Annotated in this window: 14 protein-coding genes; 9 read left to right on the plus strand and 5 right to left on the minus strand. The window is 33.2% G+C overall.

Annotation, left to right across the window (positions count from 1 at the left end):
* Nucleotides 1-574: 574 nt before the first annotated feature.
* The 3 genes from AB1282_RS06410 (at nt 575) to AB1282_RS06420 (ending at nt 3,634) form a co-directional block, all read left to right on the plus strand.
* Complete coding sequence (locus tag AB1282_RS06410; protein WP_429898727.1) at nt 575-703, plus strand: hypothetical protein; 129 nt, start codon at nt 575-577, stop codon at nt 701-703.
* A gap of 1,110 nt (nt 704-1,813) precedes the next feature.
* Nucleotides 1,814-3,022 carry a ParM/StbA family protein gene (locus AB1282_RS06415; protein WP_429898728.1) on the plus strand — a complete coding sequence of 403 codons (1,209 nt, stop codon included), beginning with the start codon at nt 1,814-1,816 and terminating at the stop codon, nt 3,020-3,022.
* A 9-nt stretch (nt 3,023-3,031) separates the two neighbouring features.
* The gene (locus AB1282_RS06420) at nt 3,032-3,634 is read left to right on the plus strand and encodes a hypothetical protein (protein ID WP_056469102.1); all 603 of its coding nucleotides are present in this window, start codon (nt 3,032-3,034) and stop codon (nt 3,632-3,634) included.
* Between the two features lie 56 nt (nt 3,635-3,690).
* Here the strand turns inward: AB1282_RS06420 and AB1282_RS06425 are convergent, their stop codons facing one another.
* Complete coding sequence (locus AB1282_RS06425) at nt 3,691-4,599, minus strand: EamA family transporter (protein WP_429898729.1); 909 nt, start codon at nt 4,597-4,599, stop codon at nt 3,691-3,693.
* A gap of 282 nt (nt 4,600-4,881) precedes the next feature.
* Nucleotides 4,882-5,700, minus strand: a complete 819-nt coding sequence (locus AB1282_RS06430; protein ID WP_056469109.1) for a purine-nucleoside phosphorylase — start codon at nt 5,698-5,700, stop codon at nt 4,882-4,884.
* 242 nt (nt 5,701-5,942) lie between these two features.
* Here AB1282_RS06430 and AB1282_RS06435 point away from each other — a divergent pair, with 242 nt between their 5' ends.
* The 5 genes from AB1282_RS06435 (at nt 5,943) to AB1282_RS06455 (ending at nt 13,050) form a co-directional block, all read left to right on the plus strand.
* A complete protein-coding gene (locus tag AB1282_RS06435) occupies nt 5,943-7,157 on the plus strand; it encodes an ROK family protein (RefSeq protein WP_429898730.1) in 1,215 nt (404 codons plus the stop codon).
* A gap of 243 nt (nt 7,158-7,400) precedes the next feature.
* The gene (treP, locus tag AB1282_RS06440) at nt 7,401-8,819 is read left to right on the plus strand and encodes a PTS system trehalose-specific EIIBC component (RefSeq protein WP_429898731.1); all 1,419 of its coding nucleotides are present in this window, start codon (nt 7,401-7,403) and stop codon (nt 8,817-8,819) included.
* A gap of 69 nt (nt 8,820-8,888) precedes the next feature.
* Complete coding sequence (gene treC, locus AB1282_RS06445; RefSeq protein ID WP_429898732.1) at nt 8,889-10,565, plus strand: alpha,alpha-phosphotrehalase; 1,677 nt, start codon at nt 8,889-8,891, stop codon at nt 10,563-10,565.
* A 23-nt stretch (nt 10,566-10,588) separates the two neighbouring features.
* Entirely contained in the window at nt 10,589-11,314 is a 726-nt protein-coding gene (gene treR / locus AB1282_RS06450) for a trehalose operon repressor (RefSeq protein WP_056469120.1), read from the plus strand.
* A gap of 539 nt (nt 11,315-11,853) precedes the next feature.
* A complete protein-coding gene (locus tag AB1282_RS06455; RefSeq protein ID WP_056469930.1) occupies nt 11,854-13,050 on the plus strand; it encodes a class I SAM-dependent rRNA methyltransferase in 1,197 nt (398 codons plus the stop codon).
* A gap of 35 nt (nt 13,051-13,085) precedes the next feature.
* Here AB1282_RS06455 and pepT read toward each other — a convergent pair whose 3' ends face one another.
* The 3 genes from pepT to AB1282_RS06470 form a co-directional block, all read right to left on the minus strand.
* Nucleotides 13,086-14,327 (minus strand): peptidase T, encoded by a 1,242-nt coding sequence (gene pepT / locus AB1282_RS06460; protein WP_429898733.1) that lies wholly within the window; start codon nt 14,325-14,327, stop codon nt 13,086-13,088.
* A gap of 117 nt (nt 14,328-14,444) precedes the next feature.
* Nucleotides 14,445-15,080: a lysoplasmalogenase gene (locus AB1282_RS06465; RefSeq protein ID WP_082459416.1), complete on the minus strand. Its 636-nt coding sequence runs from the start codon at nt 15,078-15,080 to the stop codon at nt 14,445-14,447.
* 131 nt (nt 15,081-15,211) lie between these two features.
* The gene (locus AB1282_RS06470; protein WP_082459417.1) at nt 15,212-16,783 is read right to left on the minus strand and encodes a L,D-transpeptidase; all 1,572 of its coding nucleotides are present in this window, start codon (nt 16,781-16,783) and stop codon (nt 15,212-15,214) included.
* Nucleotides 16,784-17,129: 346 nt separating this feature from the next.
* Between AB1282_RS06470 and AB1282_RS06475 the strand changes: the two genes are divergently transcribed.
* Nucleotides 17,130-19,310 carry a DNA topoisomerase III gene (locus AB1282_RS06475; protein WP_429898734.1) on the plus strand — a complete coding sequence of 727 codons (2,181 nt, stop codon included), beginning with the start codon at nt 17,130-17,132 and terminating at the stop codon, nt 19,308-19,310.
* Nucleotides 19,311-19,316: the final 6 nt, after the last annotated feature.

Raw genomic sequence — 19,316 nt, forward strand, 5'->3', positions numbered from 1 at the left:
CCTTTACATGATTAAAAAGAAGAGGGCATCCCGAATAACAAAAATAAAAACAATACGACAAATATTGTTTTTCGCCTTATTTTTTTGTAGAGGGGAGTTTGCGACCTCTACCATAAGTAATAAAACTTATGGATTTTTTATTAAATTTTCTATTTATTAAATTGTACTAGAGAAGTACAATCATAATTCCCATTATAATCGTTTCATGAAAAAAGAACAAAAACTTTTGTAAGAAAGTAAAAATTTGCATATTTAACCTTAAAAATCACTGTGATTTATAAAATGTTAAATAAACTTCGCGGGGGTAGAGCAATTTCTTTTAGCGAAAGTAGAGGAAAGAAAATGGACTATATATTGATTGTCATGCTTCAAAAAGGAGGGAGCTAGTTGTGTAGGCACAAATGTTTTTTTGCGCCTAAAGCTGTATAGTAACTATTGTTTTTTTCTACAAAGCGGGGGAGGGCTAGGGGAAGTAATTGAAAATCCAAGAAGTTACTCGAAATTGTGATACTCTGGTGGATTAAAAATTGTAGAATCTTCTTCTATTATAGGGGATATAAATATAACTCAACGAATGATTGGTAAAATTATGACTGTATCAGGAACAGAAGTTGCATCTTGGGAAAAAGCATTTGTAAATGTAGGGGAGGACCTAATAACAGAAGCTATCGCAGTATATTGGAAGCTTCAAGTAAGAGTTTAGGGTTGTCACTATGAACTTGGTGCAAAAATGATACTATTTAAGTAAAAGCCTATTCAAGTGTTAGTTAATCAAAATAAAAATAAGTAATCCACATGTGGATATCAAGAAAAAAGGAATTTATCCACAAACGGGTAGGTAGAAGTCATCTGATTATATTTTAATTTTTAGAGTAAAGTTAATTTAAAGTAAGTTGTACACATATTTGTACACAGGAATACGTTTTGTAAACAATTGTACACATATTTGTACACAGGAATACATTTTTGTAAACGATTGTACACGATAAAGTGTACTTGTGTACAATTATGTAAACTTTACATGTTATTGAAATAATGAGATTGTCTAATCCAAATATTCTTCATTATTTTTTATTTGATCAATTTGCTCTGGTTATTTGTGTTAGATATTCGTTGATTTCCACTACGGGATTCTCGCTTTCCGTGTGGTGCAATCTGAGCCTTCCCACGTATTTCACAGGAATCAACACCCATTCATTCCATTCAAGTTCTCCGTAAAAAAAATTTAATCTTAAAAAATATCTAAAGTAATCATTACTCTAAAGAATTACCTCTTAATAATCATCGGCTTACACATCAATACAAATATTGTAAACAATTTAATGTTTTGAGCCTCTGAAAAAAGATACTGGTAGTTATTATGACACTAATTTTGTAAATATTAGTTTAGTAAGTTGGTCGAAATAATTTTATCAACGAAATTCACAACATTATGAATGAAGCTCACTTAGTGTTAGTACTTTTCGATATTGACTCCAATATATTGAAACATTCTTATTTAAATAAAAATATTCATAAGCTTTTCGTAGGTAGAAGACAGCCGTCCCAAGAATAATTTTTAAATAAAAAAAGAAATGTATACATTTTTGTATACAAGTACACTTTTTCGTGTACAGTTGTATACGTTTTTGTACACATGTACACAAAAATGTATACAAATTTATGTGTTTACAATTTTGTATACAAGATGACATTTCAGTTACATTTTTATAATAGTTCAGTACGGGACATTGACCGGATGACTAAAGTTAGATAATCTTAAATCAGAATTATCTATTAATATGTAAACCTATTAACGAAAGGGATGATTTAAGTGGTAAATGCTCGTATAGCTGCTATTGATGTAGGAAACGATTCACTCAAAGGAATTTTTGGGAAGATGGAATCTGAGATTAATATTCCTAATATTATTGCAAGGGATACAGAAGATCGTCCAATCATTGGGATAGAAGAATTAGACAACCAAGATCCAGTTGATGGAATACATATTCGCGTTCACTCTCCTACTTTAAAAGAGAATAATACTGTTTACCGAGTAGGAAACTTAGCAACAAAAAGTAGTAATGCAACGGAATTAGATCCAGGAAGCAATAAGTCTGAAGAAGATCAAACACTTATTATGTTATTTGCAGCGTTAGCATTAGATGCAGCTAGAGAAGAAAATAAACAAATAGTAAAGAACTCAAATAATGTAATTGAGGCAACTTACATATTAGGAACAGGCCTACCGCTTAGAGAAGTAAAAGAAGGTAAGGACGTTGGCTATCGATCTCGATTACTAGGTTCAGTTCACCAAGTGGAATTTTTAGTAACACCTAGACATCAAGGATTAAAAGTTAATATTAAATTTGAAGACGTTAAGGTTTATCCTGAAGGTTTTGCCGCTTTTATTAACCTAGTTATGGATAGTCATCTAAACATAATTAATAAAGACCTTATAGATAAAAAGATCCTTATTCAGGATATCGGAGGGTTATCAACTGATATTGCCGTCATTAGAAATAGAAAGGTAGATGACGATAAAGCTCAAGGCTTTAATCTAGGAGTAGCAGAATCCCTAGAAGCAATTCGTGAAGAGATTCGTTCTAGACATGGAGTTGAACTCGATAGTCGTAGAGATGTTGTAGAGATAATAACTAAAAAAAGCGACAGAAATCATATTTATGTTAAGGGAAGTAGGACAAGCGTTCATGATATTGTAGACCGAATTCTATTAGAATTAGCAAAAAAACAATATCGTCATTTAAGAAATATTTGGCAGAAAAACTCTCAAACGGAGATATGCTATTTCATCGGTGGAGGATCCCTAATCTTAAAGGATTATCTTAAGACACTAAATAACAACCTAGACGGATATAATATTGATTTCTTTGAAGATGAGAAGGAAAGTATCTGGATGATGGCGAATGCTTATTATAAACTAATTGCTGATTTTGATATAAAAAGAATAAGGGAATCCCGAAGAGAAGCAAATCAAAATCAAAATCAAAGAGAAGAACAAAAAATGTCTAAATCAAAATAAGGTGATTCCATGAAGGAAAAAGAATTGACGAGGGGACAACCTATTACATTTCGTATCCCTTCCGATACGCCTGATCAGATAATAAAACATTTGCAACAGCTTAAGCAAAACGAAAGGCGAAACTTTTCAGGTAAAATTGCTGAGTACGTAATGAGCGGAGTTAATGACTCATTATCAAAGCAAAGGCAAACAATAACGATTCCACTTCCGAAAAGTCTAAGTAAAGCCCAAAGAGATTGGTTGAAACACGAACATTCTGAGGCACTATTAGGTAGTATTGTGTACCAATTATTAGCCAATCCAGTCCGTACGGCTTCTCTTATTACATCGCTAAATAGTAATAGTCTAGCAATTGAAGAAGCTCTATATCTTCAAGAAGAAGAGAATGAACTAGAACCAGAATTGGAACCCGTTCAGACAGAAAGCCGTACAAAAGAACGGAGAGTAACAGATTTAGATAATACCGGAAGCAAAAATGATCGTGATGATGATTTAGAAAACTTTAATTGGGAAGTTGCAAGCAAAAGTGAAGTCTCTGCAGCTGAAGAAGAAGTTGAAGAGGAAGATATGGGTAGTCTTCTGGGAGATTTTCTTGCACAAATGAATAAATAAGGAATCATAAAAGGGACCGTAATAAACACGGTCCCTTTGTTCATTTTTAAATAATTTTATGCAGATTGAAGTGACTTTCTTTTAAGGAATTCAGGTATAACGATACCGATTAAAATTAAAATGATACCAAAATATTGCGGAGCTCCAACTGTTTCCTTTAATACAATCGCTGACATTAATGTAGCTGTCGGTAACTCTGCTGCACCTAAAATAGAAGCAAGACCAGAACCTGTTAAAGGAACGCCCTTTGAAAACATTAAAGTAGAGAAAAATGGACCTAAAAAGCCAAGGATCAACCCATACTTTATCAAAAGTTCTGCAAATAAGTTCCAGTTTGTGAAAAATGTAGGTGGAAGGAAGATAGCACAAATTATAAAACCACCTGTTATCATTAATGCCGTTTTTGTTATAGGATTGGCTTTTAAAGCGATTCTACCGCTAAGTAAGATAAAAGTACTGTACGAAACCGCGGACAACGCTCCAAATAAAACTCCTAACCAATTCAATGAACCAATTCCATCGGTTAAAACATTTGTCGCAAAGATCGTTCCAATAACGAGTGGAATCAATGAGAGTAACTTACTTTTTTCTGGAAGTTTTCGATTGACTACTGATTCTAATAAAACGCCAATCCAAGTGAACTGGAACAACAGTACAATCGCTAATGATGCAGTAATATATTGTAACGCCAAATAATAAAACATTCCCGTTAGGCCAGTGGTAGATCCTAATACTACAAGTAATAAAACATCCTTCTTTGCAGGTATAAAATATTGTTGATTAGTTGACTTAGCAGATCTACTTTTATTAAAAAGTACGATGGACCATAACAATACAGCCCCAACAAACATTTGAATACCGACTACATCATTTACAATAAAACCATCACCATATGCCAATTTTACAAAGGTAGACAAAACGCCATAACAAACAGATCCGATAATGATATATAGTATGCCTTTCAAAATAACACCCCATTTAATAAAAAGAAGTAAAGAGGGAAAACCAAAACCTCTTTACTTATATCTAATTTCATATTTTGTTACTGTTGAGCGAGATATTTCTCCGGTAATACTCTCTCAGAGAGCCACTCAAACACTTTCCGCATTGTCTAGCTCCAGGCGTTAGCCCCCTCGAGGTCATAAGCTGAAGCTCAATAAAGGTAAAAACCAACCTTTATCGTTCTTTGTCTTATGCTTGTCGGGGCCGATCAAACGCCTTCCGCATTTCGTATTTCGTATTTCGAATTACATTTCTTCTAAAATACCCTTAACTAAGTTAACGAATTTTGTTCTAACCATGCTTGCTACTTCAATTACTTCTTCATGGTTTAATGGTTGGTCTAGGATGCCACAAGCCATGTTTGTTAGGCAAGAGATACCTAAAACTTTCATACTTCCGTGAACAGCTACGATTGCTTCAGGAACCGTTGACATTCCTACAGAATCAGCACCAAGTGTGCGGATCATACGGATTTCAGCAGGTGTTTCGTATGAAGGGCCACTCCACCAAGCATATACGCCTTGTTGTAATTTAAGGTCTTGTTTCGCAGCAACATCTAATGCAAGGCTACGTAATTCTTTGTTATATACTTCAGAAACATCAGGGAAGCGAGTTCCTAGTTCTGGGTTATTTGGTCCAATTAAAGGATTTGTTCCTACTAAATTAATATGATCCGTAATTAACATTAAATCGCCAGGATTAAAGCTAGTGTTAACAGCTCCACAAGCATTTGTTACGATTAATTTTTCTACTCCAAGTGCTTTCATTACACGCACAGGGAATGTTACTTCATCTAAAGTAAAGCCTTCATAATAATGAAAACGGCCTTTCATTGCTACAACAGCTTGGCCCTTTAATTCACCGATTACTAATTCATTTGCGTGTCCAACTGCTTCAGACTTTGCAAAGTGAGGAATTTCACTGTAAGGGATTACAACAGAGTTTTCGATTTCATCTGCAAGAGTGCCTAAGCCAGAACCTAATATTAATCCAACCGTTGGACGGTAGTTTGTTTTACTTAATATAAAATCTCTTGTTTCTAAAATATGTTCAGTTTTATGCATTTATTTTTCCTCCTAAAATGAGCGATAGGGATTTAAAAAGATTTCTAATAAATAATAATGCTTTCACTATAAGTCTAATGGATAATTCCTTACTTGTAAACAGACTAAAAATCATTTTGGTAAAAAGATTATTCCTTTTTACTAAAAACACTGTAAATATAACGTATAAATAGCTATACTTAATTCATAAAATATAAAAAGTTAAATGGATGTAAAATAAGATTAGAGTTTTGGAGGAGTCAATGATCAGGCAATTTATAGGCTATCAGTCGCCTAAAATCAAAAGTTTAAAGCTTTTATATAGCTTAATACGAAAATTAGGACCAATTAAAGTTAGTACATTAACTGAAATGACAGGGTATAAACATACTACATGTGTACGTTTATTAGATGAATTAGTACAGGAAGGACTTATATATGACAGTGGTTTAGGGGTTTCTAGCGGTGGAAGGAGACCAGCAATGTATGTGATTAACCCAACTGCATTTTACTTAATCGGTGTCGAAATCACGAATTTATTTACAACGGTACTACTGCTTGATTTAAATCTAACAATTGTCGATTCAAAAAAATTAAAAATGAGCAATGTTAGTACTGGAGAATATACTTTAAATTTTGTAACCAAAAGTGTAAGTGAATTATTAGATCAAAATAATATGAATAGAGAACAATTATTAGGTATTGGTATCGGAGTGTTAGACCCAATTGATCAAGAAAAAGGTGTAATGATTAAATCGGGATCATTTTTAGCAGATGGATGGGATGATTTAAATATTGTTAAGAACTTAGAAGAAGCTAATCGGTGCCCGGTGTTACTAAATAACGGTACAAATTTAGCTGCCTTAGCAGAGTACAGACTAAATTTCAGTAAAGAAAACGAGAATATTGTTTTCGTTTCGAGTGATATGGGAATACGCTGTGGAATTATTCAACAAGGTAAATTAATAAGCAATAAGAACGAGATGGACGATGCTTTTGGACATATGATCGTTGATATTCATGGAAAACTTTGTTCATGTGGTTCATATGGGTGTCTACAAGCATACAGTAGTTTGCCTGCGATTCGAGAAGAGGTTATCAAACGTGTTAAGCGCGGTGAGATGACTTCTTTGATGGGTGAATTAAACGATGTCGAAAATATTAGCTATCATCAAATTCTTGAAGCTTTAGAGAAGGAAGACCCACTTTGTTTAGAAGTCATAAAAGAGGCAGCTAATTACTTTGGAATTGGACTGACTAATCTAATTTATATCGTGCGCCCTGAAATTGTAATTTGTGGAGGTACACTAGTTCCAAAGCCATTATTCTTTGATGTAGCATGCGAAACAGCACAAGGGAGATTGAAAAATTATCCAAACAGTCCTGTTCAAATCATTAAATCATCAACAGCCTATAATATCGTTGCACAAGGAGCAGGCTGTATCGTATTTGATCACTTTACAGAGGAAACTAAGTAAATAAAAGGTAAAAACCGTTAATGCTCTACCTGGGAACAGATAGAGCATTAACGGTTTTTTTATCAATATTTATGGACTATTATTAGTAAGTTGATTAGCAATTTCCATGGAAATTAGTAAGAAGTGAGAACGTTTACAAAAAACGCTTGCAATCCTGTACGTACAAGAATATACTAATCTTGTACGTACAGGATGAATTTGAAATTATAAAATAAATAATAGATTGCTCAAGGAGGGGATATCATGAGCCGATTTAATGATGAAGCAAAACAATTACTTCAATACATTGGCGGTAAAGATAACATCGCTACCGTAACTCATTGTGCAACACGAATGCGTTTTGTGTTGAAAGATGTTAAAAAAGCTGATGAAAAAATGATTCAAGAAATTAAAATAGTTAAAGGTACTTTTACGCAAGCTGGACAATTTCAAGTAATTATCGGTAATGAAGTATCTACTTTTTATAATGACTTTGCAAAAATAGCTGGGGTAGAGGAAACTTCAAAAGAAGAAGCTAAAATAGCTGCAAGGCAAAATATGACATGGATTCAAAGACTACTTGCTCACTTAGCAGAAATCTTCTCACCATTAATTCCAGCCATTGTTGTAGGGGGGCTGATCTTAGGGTTCCGTAACATAATTGGGGATATTAAACTACTAGACCATGGTACAAAAACACTTGTCGAAACCTCTCAATTTTGGGCAGGTACGCATTCCTTTTTATGGTTGATCGGTGAAGCCATATTTCATTTCTTACCAGTCGGTATTACATGGTCAATTACAAAGAAAATGGGTACGACTCAAATTCTAGGGATTGTTTTAGGTATTACACTTGTTTCACCACAGCTACTAAATGCATACGCAGTAGCAGGTGGGGCTGTACCACCAGTTTGGGACTTTGGTTTTGCTAAAATCGATATGATTGGTTATCAAGCGCAAGTTATTCCAGCTATTTTAGCAGGTTTTACTTTAGCGTTTTTAGAGACAAATATTCGAAAAATCGTTCCAAGTGCAATTTCAATGATTGTAGTACCATTCTTTGCACTAGTACCAACAGTTTTAATTGCACATGTAGTATTAGGTCCAATTGGTTGGAAAATCGGTTCAGCTGTCTCGCATTTAGTATATTCAGGATTAACGTCTTCATTTGGATGGCTATTTGCCTTAGTTTTTGGTTTCTTTTATGCACCTCTAGTTATAACTGGATTGCATCATATGACTAATGCAATCGATCTTCAACTAATGAGTCAGCTTAATGGAACAAATCTTTGGCCGATGATCGCTTTATCAAATATCGCACAAGGTTCAGCTGTTTTAGCAATCATTTATTTGAATAGAAAGAATGAAGAAGAAAAGCAAGTATCAATACCTGCTGCAATCTCTTGTTTCTTAGGCGTAACAGAGCCAGCAATGTTTGGTATTAACTTAAAGTATGCTTATCCATTCTTAGCTGCTATGATCGGATCTGGTATAGCTGCTATTGTTTCAGTTGGTTCAGGTGTAATGGCGAATTCAATTGGTGTTGGAGGCCTTCCAGCAATTTTATCTATTCAACCTAAACATATTGGGATGTTTTCAATCGCTATGCTAGTTGCAGTCGTTGTCCCATTTATTTTAACGATTATCTTTAACAAGAAAAAACTACTAGTGAAAAGCTCATAATTATTTAAGGGGAAGGAAATCTATTTTCCTTCCTTTCGAATTTATTTATAAATCAAGGAGATTATCAAAATGAAGGATTTTAAGAACAGTGTCGTATACCAAATTTATCCTAAGTCTTTTTATGATTCGAATGGAGATGGCTTTGGAGACTTAAGAGGAGTTACAAAAAAGCTTGATTATTTAAAAGCATTAGGTGTTGACTACATTTGGCTTACTCCATTTTATGTATCTCCTCAAAATGATAATGGTTATGATGTCGCAGATTATCGAAAGATTGATTCAGCATACGGAACAATGGAAGATTTTGATGAATTAGTGAAGGCAGCCAAACGCTGTGATATAGAAATAATGCTGGATATGGTTTTTAATCATACTTCATCAGAACACGAGTGGTTTAAGAAAGCTCTTGACGGAGATGAAAAATATAAAAATTACTATATTTTTAGGGAAGAAAAGGACGGAAAAGAGCCAACGAATTGGATTTCCAAATTTGGTGGTTCTACTTGGGAAAACATTGAGAATTCGAATGAATATTATTTACACCTCTTCGATAAAACTCAACCAGATTTAAACTGGGAAAATAGTGAGGTACAAAATGAACTATTCGATATCGTTAATTTCTGGATTGATAAGGGCGTAAAAGGATTTCGTTTGGATGTCATTAATCTGATTTCTAAGCCAGAAGTTATGGTTGATGACGAAATAGGTGACGGCAGAAAATACTATACAGATGGACCTCGAATTCATGAGTATTTAAAGAAGTTAAATAATGAGACGTTTGGTAAGAGTGAAGAAATCATTACTGTTGGTGAAATGTCTTCAACTTCAATCGACCATTGTATTCGATACTCAAATCCGTCTGAGAATGAGTTATCGATGGTTTTTAGCTTTCATCATTTAAAAATTGACTATAAAGATGGACAAAAATGGTCATTAATGGATTTTGATTTTATGTCACTTAAGTCAATTCTGGATCAGTGGCAAAAAGGTATGCAATCAGGAAATGGATGGAACGCCCTATTTTGGTGTAACCATGATCAGCCACGTATTGTTTCACGTATTGGAGACGATCAAAAATATCATAAAGAATCAGCCAAAATGCTTGCTACTACAATGCATTTATTAAGAGGAACGCCATATATTTACCAAGGTGAAGAAATTGGAATGCCTAATCCTAAATTTGACGCAATTGAAGACTATCGAGATGTAGAAAGCTTAAATTATTATAAAATATTAAAAGAAAATGGTGTTCCAGAAAGTGAAATATTAGCCATTTTAAAGAGCAAATCTAGGGACAATTCTCGTACGCCTATGCAATGGAATGGTTCAATACATGCAGGATTCACTACTGGTACACCTTGGATTTCAACAGGAAAAGATTACGAACAAATAAATGTCGAAAAGTCTCTAGTTGATGAAGATTCAGTGTTTCATCATTATAAAAAACTAATTAATTTAAGAAAAGAATTCGATATAATTTCGACAGGTACGTATGATTCTTTATTACTAAATCATGAACAAATTTTTGCATACACTCGTAAGCTTGATAATCGAATGTTGTTAGTCGTTAATAATTTTTATGGCGAGGATGCTCTTTTTAAGTTACCAGAAGATATTGCTATTGGGGAGTATGACAAGCAGATATTAATTTCAAATTATAAGGATTCTAGTCAAGATTTAACTGAGTTTACGTTGCGTCCATATGAGTCAATTTGTTACCTTCTTGAGAAAAATGTGAGAATATAATAAAATTTTTCTAGGTGATGAAAATGAACACAAAGTATATTTCGATCTATCATAAGTTAATTGAACAGATTGAAAAAGGAGCTTTTACTGTTGGTAGTAAAATACCTTCTGAAAAGTCATTAATGGAGCAATTTAATGTTTCTAGAGATACAATTAGAAAATCATTACAAATGCTTGAACAAAACGGTTATATAAATAAAGTCAAAGGCAAAGGTTCGTTTATTTTAGACACTGCAAAATTAAATTTCCCAGTAACAGGTTTAATTAGTTTTAAAGAATTATCAAATCAAATCGGTAGAGAAGCAGAAACGATTGTAGAAATTCTTGAAAAGAAGTGGCCTAGTAAATTTATAAGAGAACAACTAGAAATAGATGACCAAACCACGATTTGGAAAGTAGTTAGAGCTAGAAAAATCGACGGGAAAAAAATAATTTTAGACAAAGAGTACTACAATAGTGTTTATGTCGAAAAACTTTCAAGGTCAATCTGCGAAGGGTCAATTTTCGACTATATAGAAAATACTCTACACTTAAATATTGGCTTTGCGAAAAAAGAAATTGTCGTACAAGCTTGTACAGAAGATGACCAAAAATATTTAGATTTAGATGGCTATGATATGGTAGTAGTTGTAAATACATTCGTATACTTAGACGATGGTTCTCTATTACAATACGGTCAATCTAGACATAGGCCTGATAAGTTCAAATTTGTTGATTTTGCTAGAAGAATAAAACAGGTTAATGAATGAATTTAAAACCTTATTCAATTTAGACTACACCCCTTAAAGTAGATGTTGGAAATACCCTCTGTCGGGCAACATTGAATATAAGGGGTGTTTTTTATAGCTAAAAAGTTCTTACGTGCACGAATAAAAGGCTATTTCCAAAAGAAATTATGCTATTCTCTTTTAAGTCCTCTATTTGTTTAGTATTACATCAAAAGGTATTTGTGATATTAAAAATAAAATGGCTAGCGGGAGTAATTCCCTGGTCCTTTAAGTGAAAGAGATTATTCTATGTTTCCTATTATAAAACTACGAACATTCTTGCTAAGAAAAAGAGTTGATTAGTGTAAAAAGAGAGATTGCAATATAGAGAATAAGTCATTTGTTTGATTGTCATGTTATAATTAAAGACTTGACAGCGTGATGTGCGCGAAATGGCTTCAGCGATTATTTCATAGAAAAAGATTATATAATATCAAAATCTACAGTTTTGACTAATAGGTCACACTATAAAAGTTGATAATGGAAATAATGAGTAAAAAAGAGGATGAATGGATGGGCTTATGGATAAAGAAATGAATCTAAAAATTAAACAAAAATTTGTAAGAGATTATAAAACCGGGTATCCACTAATTTCAAAAGAATCGATCGTGAATAGTAAAGATTTAAAAAGTGAAGGTACGATAATAAATCTAGTAGATGAGCGTAATGGTTTTATCGGAAAGGGTTACTATGGAAAGCAAAATAAGGGTTTAGGTTGGATTCTTAGCCTAAAAGAGCATGAAAAGATTAGTCCTAAGTTCTTTGAAGATAAAATTAAACAAGCAATCGAAGACCGCAAACAATTTTATAATAGCTCTGATACGACAGCATTTAGAGTATTCAATGGAGAAGGCGATGGGATTGGCGGATTAACGATAGATTTTTTTGACGGATTTTATTTAATTAGTTGGTATAGCGAAGGAATCTATCAATTCAAAGATTGGGTTATTCAAGCATTAGAGAATATTGTCGAATTCAAAGGGATTTATCAGAAGAAGCGCTTCGATACAAAAGGTCAGTATATTGAAGAAGATGACTTTGTGATGGGGGAAAGAGGTCAATTTCCTATTATCGTAAAGGAAAATGGAGTTAATTTTGCTATCTATTTAAATGATGGAGCAATGGTAGGCGTATTTTTGGATCAACGCGAAGTTAGAAAGCTAATTCGAGATAAATATGCTTACGAGAAAACAGTTTTAAATACTTTCTCATATACAGGCGCATTCTCTGTCTTTGCAGCAGTAGGAGGGGCTAGTAAGACTACTAGTGTTGACTTAGCTAATCGGAGCTTAGATAAAACAAAAGAACAATTTAAAATTAATGGGATTGATCCTTCTACCGAAAGCATAGTCGTTGAGGATGTATTTCATTACTTTAAATATGCAGTAAAAAAGAACCTTTTATTTGATATGGTTATTTTAGATCCACCAAGCTTTGCAAGATCTAAAAAACATACCTTTAGTGCCGAAAAGGACTATAAGAACCTGTTGAAAGAAGCGATTACGATTACAGAAAATGATGGTGTAATTGTTGCTTCAACGAATTGTAGTACTTTTGGAATGAATAAATTTAAAGGGTTTATTGACACGGCGTTTAAGGAATTAGGCGGGCAATATAAATTAATGGAAGAATTCAGCCTACCTAATGATTTTAAAACAAGTAAACAGTTTAAAGAAGGTAACTATTTAAAAGTCGTATTTATTCGTAAAATAAAGTAAAAAAATGGACTGACAGATCTGTCAGTCCTACTTTTTTACTTTGAAGTTGCTTTTTGTTCATATAATTTGATTACTTCAATCATAACATTCGTTGCTTTAGCCATATTGTCGATTGAGATGTATTCAAATTTACCGTGGTAGTTTTCTCCACCTGTAAAAATATTTGGAGTAGGTAGCCCCATATATGAAAGCTGTGATCCATCTGTACCACCACGAATTGGTTCTACAATTGGTGTGATTTCTAGGTTTGTCATTGCCTCGTGAGCAATATTAACAACCTCTTTAACAGGTAAGATTTTCTCACCCATATTATAATACTGATCTTTTAATTCTAAAATTATGGTATTTTCACCATGTGTTTCTTTTAATTGATTTACAATATTCGACAATGTCTCTTTTCGATTAGCAAATTTTGTTTTATCATGATCTCTAATTATGTAGTGCATTTTTGTTAGCTCTACATCACCTTCAATTGATACTAGATGATAAAAGCCTTCGTAACCTTCAGTTGATTCTGGCGCTTCTTCAACAGGTAATAAATTATTTATTTCCATGGCAATTTTCATAGAATTTATCATTTTACCTTTAGCAGTACCTGGGTGCACATTTTTACCTTTTACCGTAATCATTGCTCCTGCAGCATTAAAGCTCTCGTATTGAAGCTCTCCTAGTGGACCACCGTCCATTGTGTAAGCATATTTAGCATCAAATGCTTTTACATCAAATTTATGTGGGCCTCTACCAATCTCTTCATCTGGTGTGAATGCGACTCTTATTTTGCCGTGTTTGATTTCCGGATGTTGAACTAAATACTCCATCGCAGTCATAATTTCAGCGATTCCAGCCTTATTATCTGCACCAAGTAATGTTGTTCCATCAGTTGTCATTAATGTATGACCTATATATTTAGTTAACTCTGGTGAATGACTTGGAGATAATACGACATTTAAACTCTCGTTTAAAACGATGTCATTTCCATCATAGTTTTCAACTAGCTGAGGGTTAACATTTTTTCCTGTAAAGTCTGTCGCTGTGTCTAAATGCGCTAAAAATCCAATTGTTGGAATATCTTTGTCGGAATTTGCCGGAAGTGTAGCCATTACATAACCATTGTCATCCATTGTTACGTCAACTAATCCAACTTTGTTTAACTCTTCCACTAACATGCGGCCCAAAGTTAATTGGCCAGGTGTAGAAGGGCATGTTTCACTACTTGCATTTGATTGTGTATCAACCTTTGCATAACTAATTAAACGATTAATTAACTCATTTTTCATATGAAAATCTCCTTTTTTACATTTCATATTTCTTGGGTAATACGCTTTCATTTTTTACTTTTAGCGAAAAGAGGCTATATTTATATTGTAGTTCTTTCTATATTTGAAAGTAAAATATTACGCAACTCTGTTCCTATTTAAAATGCTTTTAGCGATTAAAAACTGTGCCGAGTAGTAGGTAATCATGATTAATTCATGACCATATTTAACACTTTCTACAAATAGGTCCCACGATAAGATAGAATCTGAAATGATAAATAATAAACTCCCAAAAATAGCCCATTTGTTTCCAGTCATTATGGCTGTAAATACCATCAAAGAGATTGCTACTGAATAGGCTATTACCGGAATAACTAAGTTTTCCTGTCCACTTTCGTTTAACGATTTTACTAAATTAGAGCATAGAAAAAACGCATAAATTGCAATTGGAATGATCGCTAGTACGCGATAAATTGAAAATTTCCATCCTGATATAAAACCAGCAGCGTAAAACAAATGCCCAATTAGAAAAGCACTTAAACCAACAACAAACCAGATTAACGTTCCGTCACCAATCATACAAAAAATAAGACCTAAAAATATAAGAGCACGATATTTAGTTGATTGATAAGGAATTTGTGAAAAGGCATAACTAATAATCAACACCATTGGAATTACCTTAAATAGTATTTTTATGCTCACAGGTTCTGAAGGAATAAAAAAGATATAGAGAATACCAAAAAATAAAATAAGTATAGGTAAATACTTCTTCAAAATAAAATTACCCCTTTCTAACTATTTCCTTTTTACTAAATATTATCAGTGAAAAATGTAAAGAATGCTATTAGAAATAAAGATAGCAGTCTATTAAACTATAAAAAAAGCAAACCATAAATGGTTTGCTTTTATGCGATAGAAATACCATATGCGTGAGCAATTTGCCCATTTGTATTAGAGGATTTTGCAATAATAACTGTTGCTCCAACATTTATTTGATCGAATAACCATTCGATCTCACTGTTATGCATTCGGATACAACCGTGACTAACTGATTTTCCGATTGAGCTCTCATTAGCATTTCCGTGTATTCCGTATGCGCTACCGACACTTAAGCCCATCCATCTTTTACCTAGTGGATTATTTGGAGCTCCTCCAGGAATATTTTCTTTATACCAAGGTCTATTTTTAATTTTATTTACGATTTTAAACTTTCCAGTAGGTGTAGGACTCGAAGCTTTTCCTGTTGCTACACTAAATGTTTTAACTAGTTTTCCCTTGTTATAATATGAAAGTTTATTTGTATTTGTATTAATAATAATTAGCTGTCCATTCGAAAGGGGTTTGGAGCTCTTTGCCTCAGTAAATGAAGGCTTACTTTGATTTCCAGCAGCGTCAATTGATTGTACTTTTATAGGCGTAAATACTTTTAATTTACTGACCTTAAAAGTATAACTACCATTGTTTAATGCAGCCGTTTTAGCAGTATATTTACCGTTTAAATACAGTTTAACGGAAGCATTTGGTTCTGTTTTTCCACTAATGACAGTAGCATTTTCTTTAACTGTTTGGATTGTAGGTGCTGCAGGTGCAGTACGATCTAATACACGAATTGAAACAGGTTTACTTTGATTTTTACTCTTATCAACTGCAACAACTTGAAGAACTGTGTTTGCCTTTTGCTTCGCAATTTTAATAGTAAACTTACCTGCCGTGTTAACTTTACCTTTTGCTAATACTTTCTTGTTTAAGTAAATGAGAACATCAGCATTCGGCTCCGACTTACCTGATATACTTTGAGATTGATCTGAAATTGAAGGTATTGAAGTGATAGAAGGTGCGATTACATCTGAAACATATGATGTAGCAATTTTACTTTTTAATCCAATTGAAACACCAACTGCATTTATTTTAGTAAATTCTTTTAGAGGTTTAGTATTGAATAGAAAATTGCCTTTTGCATCTGTTTGTACAGTGCTTACCAGCTTATTGTTGATGAGAATTTGGACACTGCTTTTTTCTAAAAATGCTCCTGATACTGAAGTAGATTTATTAGTAATTGGATTGATTTTTGGGGTTGGTAAATCTTTAATTATAAATTTAACATTCTGGTCTGAAACAGGTAGAGTTTGATCACCTAGCGTAATTGAACTAAGTTGATAAGTACCTTTTATAAAAGAAGCTGCAACTCCTATTTTTCCAGAATAGTAAAGATCTGATGACGATGGATTTTTTAGTAAAACTTCTGTCAAATTAGTTCCATTTTTAAATGTTAAAGATACATTGTCGAAATGTTCTTTAGTTGTTAAACCAACTTCAATCGATTGTCCAAAAGTGGCTTCAGTAGTGTTTAAATTTAGATTATCTATATATTTCGATAACTCACCATCACTAAAACCTTGAGAAAAAGAAGTTGCATTAGCAGTGGGTAAAAGGAATAAAAATACCCCCAAAAGTACAGATACAATCTTATTTATCATTGTCTCTCTCCTTATATATGGAATTTAATTACTAAATTTGCCATATATAGAGTGAATTCCTTTGTTTTTCTAATAAAATAAAACGTCAATTTTCAGCAAAAAAAGAACATTTGTTGAAAAAACAGGAAGAGAGGAAAATATAGTAAAATTAGGTAGAATAAAAGAAAAAACGGATATTTTTGTAGAATAAATGTATTTTTTAAATCTTATATTGTCATAATTTACCCTCTTTCTTTAATCCTGTAATTTAGGTTTTCCCTATTGTATTCCGTTCACTTCCCTTTCCCCTGTCTTAAGTGTTAAAGTTAGTTAATAAGAAATTTGTAAATAAACTAAGGAGTATTATATGAGTAAAACTGTAGTATTAGCGGAAAAGCCTTCAGTTGCTAGAGATATAGCTAAAGTGCTAGGGTGCAATCAAAAGGGTAATGGTTTTTTAGAAGGTAAAAAGTATATTGTGACCTGGGCACTAGGGCATCTTGTGACTTTGGCTGATCCAGAGGGATATGATAATAAGTATAAGTCATGGAATTTAGAAGATTTACCAATGATTCCAGATAAATTAAAGCTTGTTGTTATTAAAAAGACAGGCAAGCAATTTCAAGCTGTAAAAACTCAATTATTAAGAAAAGATGTTTCAGATATCGTGATCGCAACGGATGCAGGGCGAGAAGGTGAGCTTGTTGCAAGGTGGATTCTTCAATTGGCGAAGGTTAATAAACCAATTAAAAGGTTGTGGATTTCTTCTGCAACAGATCAGGCAGTAAAAAAAGGCTTTGAAAATTTACGTAGTGGTAAGGAATATGAAAATCTATATCTTTCTGCTGTAGCAAGAGCTGAGGCAGATTGGATTGTGGGGATAAATGCAACAAGAGCACTTACTTGTAAGCATAATGCTCAACTTTCATGTGGTAGGGTTCAAACTCCGACACTTTCGATGATATTAGAGCGCGAAAAGGAAATAAAAGAATTTAAGCAACAAACTTTTTACGGGTTACAAGTATTAGCAAATAATGTAACTTTTACGTGGCAAAATCGTAAGTCGAATGACCAGAAAATTAAAACGTCCGATGAATTACAAAAAATTATTGGAACTATAAAAGGGAAACAACTAAAGATTAAGGAAGTTTCGACAGCCGAAAAAAAATCTTTTGCTCCACAGCTTTACGATTTAACTGAGCTTCAAAGAGAAGCGAATAAAAGATTTAACTTTTCACCTAAAGAAACCTTATCCATCATGCAAAAGTTATATGAACACCATAAAGTTGTCACATATCCACGAACTGATTCAAGATATTTATCATCGGATTTAGTTGATACATTAAAGGAACGTTTATCAGCATGTAACATAAAACCTTATGGGAAAATCATTATGAAGTTAACGAATCAACCGATTAAAGTTAATAAGTCATTTGTAGATGATAACAAGGTTTCAGATCACCATGCGATTATACCAACAGAGCAGGCGCCTATATTGAGTGAACTTTCTTCAAAAGAATTTAAAATATATGAACTAATCGTAAGAAGATTTTTAGCAGTCTTACTACCTCCGTACGTATATGAACAGGAAAAGGTTATTGCAGAAGTTGATAACGAAGTATTTGTTGCCAAAGGTAAAAGGGTTATATCACTGGGATGGAAAGAAGTCTTTAAAGACGAAGACGATCTTGACAGTACAGAAGATCAACGATTACCAATTATTAATGAAAATGAGCGTCTTGAAGTCGCTAAAGTAATTGAAACAAAAGGGTATACGAAACCACCAGCATACTTCAATGAAGCCACACTTTTAAGTGCAATGGAAAATCCAGTTCATTTTATGTCTGGTAATAGTAATGATTTAAAAAAGACGATTGGTGAAACAGGCGGATTGGGAACAGTTGCAACAAGAGCGGATATTATTGAAAAACTTTACAGTAGCTTTTTAATTGAAAAAAAGGGAAAAGATATTTTCATCACAAATAAAGGCAAACAATTATTAAATCTTGTTCCAGAAGCATTGAAGTCACCAGCTCTAACAGCCGAGTGGGAGCAGAAGCTTCAAGCTATCTCCAAAGGTAAATTAGCTAAATCTAAATTTATGAGTGAAATGATTAGTTTTTCTTCAGATGCAGTGAAAGAAATAAAACAAACTGAACAAAAATTTAAGCATGATAACATGACAAGTACTAAATGTCCTGACTGCGGAAAGCTTATGTTAGAAGTAAACGGTAAACGTGGAAAAATGTTAGTGTGCCAGGACAGGGAATGTGGTCATCGTAAAACAATTTCACAGTCAACTAACGCGAGATGTCCTAATTGCCACAAACGTTTAGAACTAAGAGGCGAAGGAGAAGGTCAAATTTTTGTATGTGCTTGTGGGCATAGAGAAAAACTTTCTACTTTTAAAGATCGACGTTCGAAAGAAAAAAATAGTAAAGTATCAAAACGAGACGTTCAAAAATATTTAAAGCAACAGGATAAACAAGATGATGAACCATTTAACAACCCATTTGCAGAAGCCTTAGCAAAGCTGAAAAAACAATAAAGGCAG

It is taken from the genome of Gottfriedia sp. S16(2024) (genome assembly GCF_050473765.1).
GTDB lineage: Bacteria > Bacillota > Bacilli > Bacillales > Bacillaceae_G > Gottfriedia.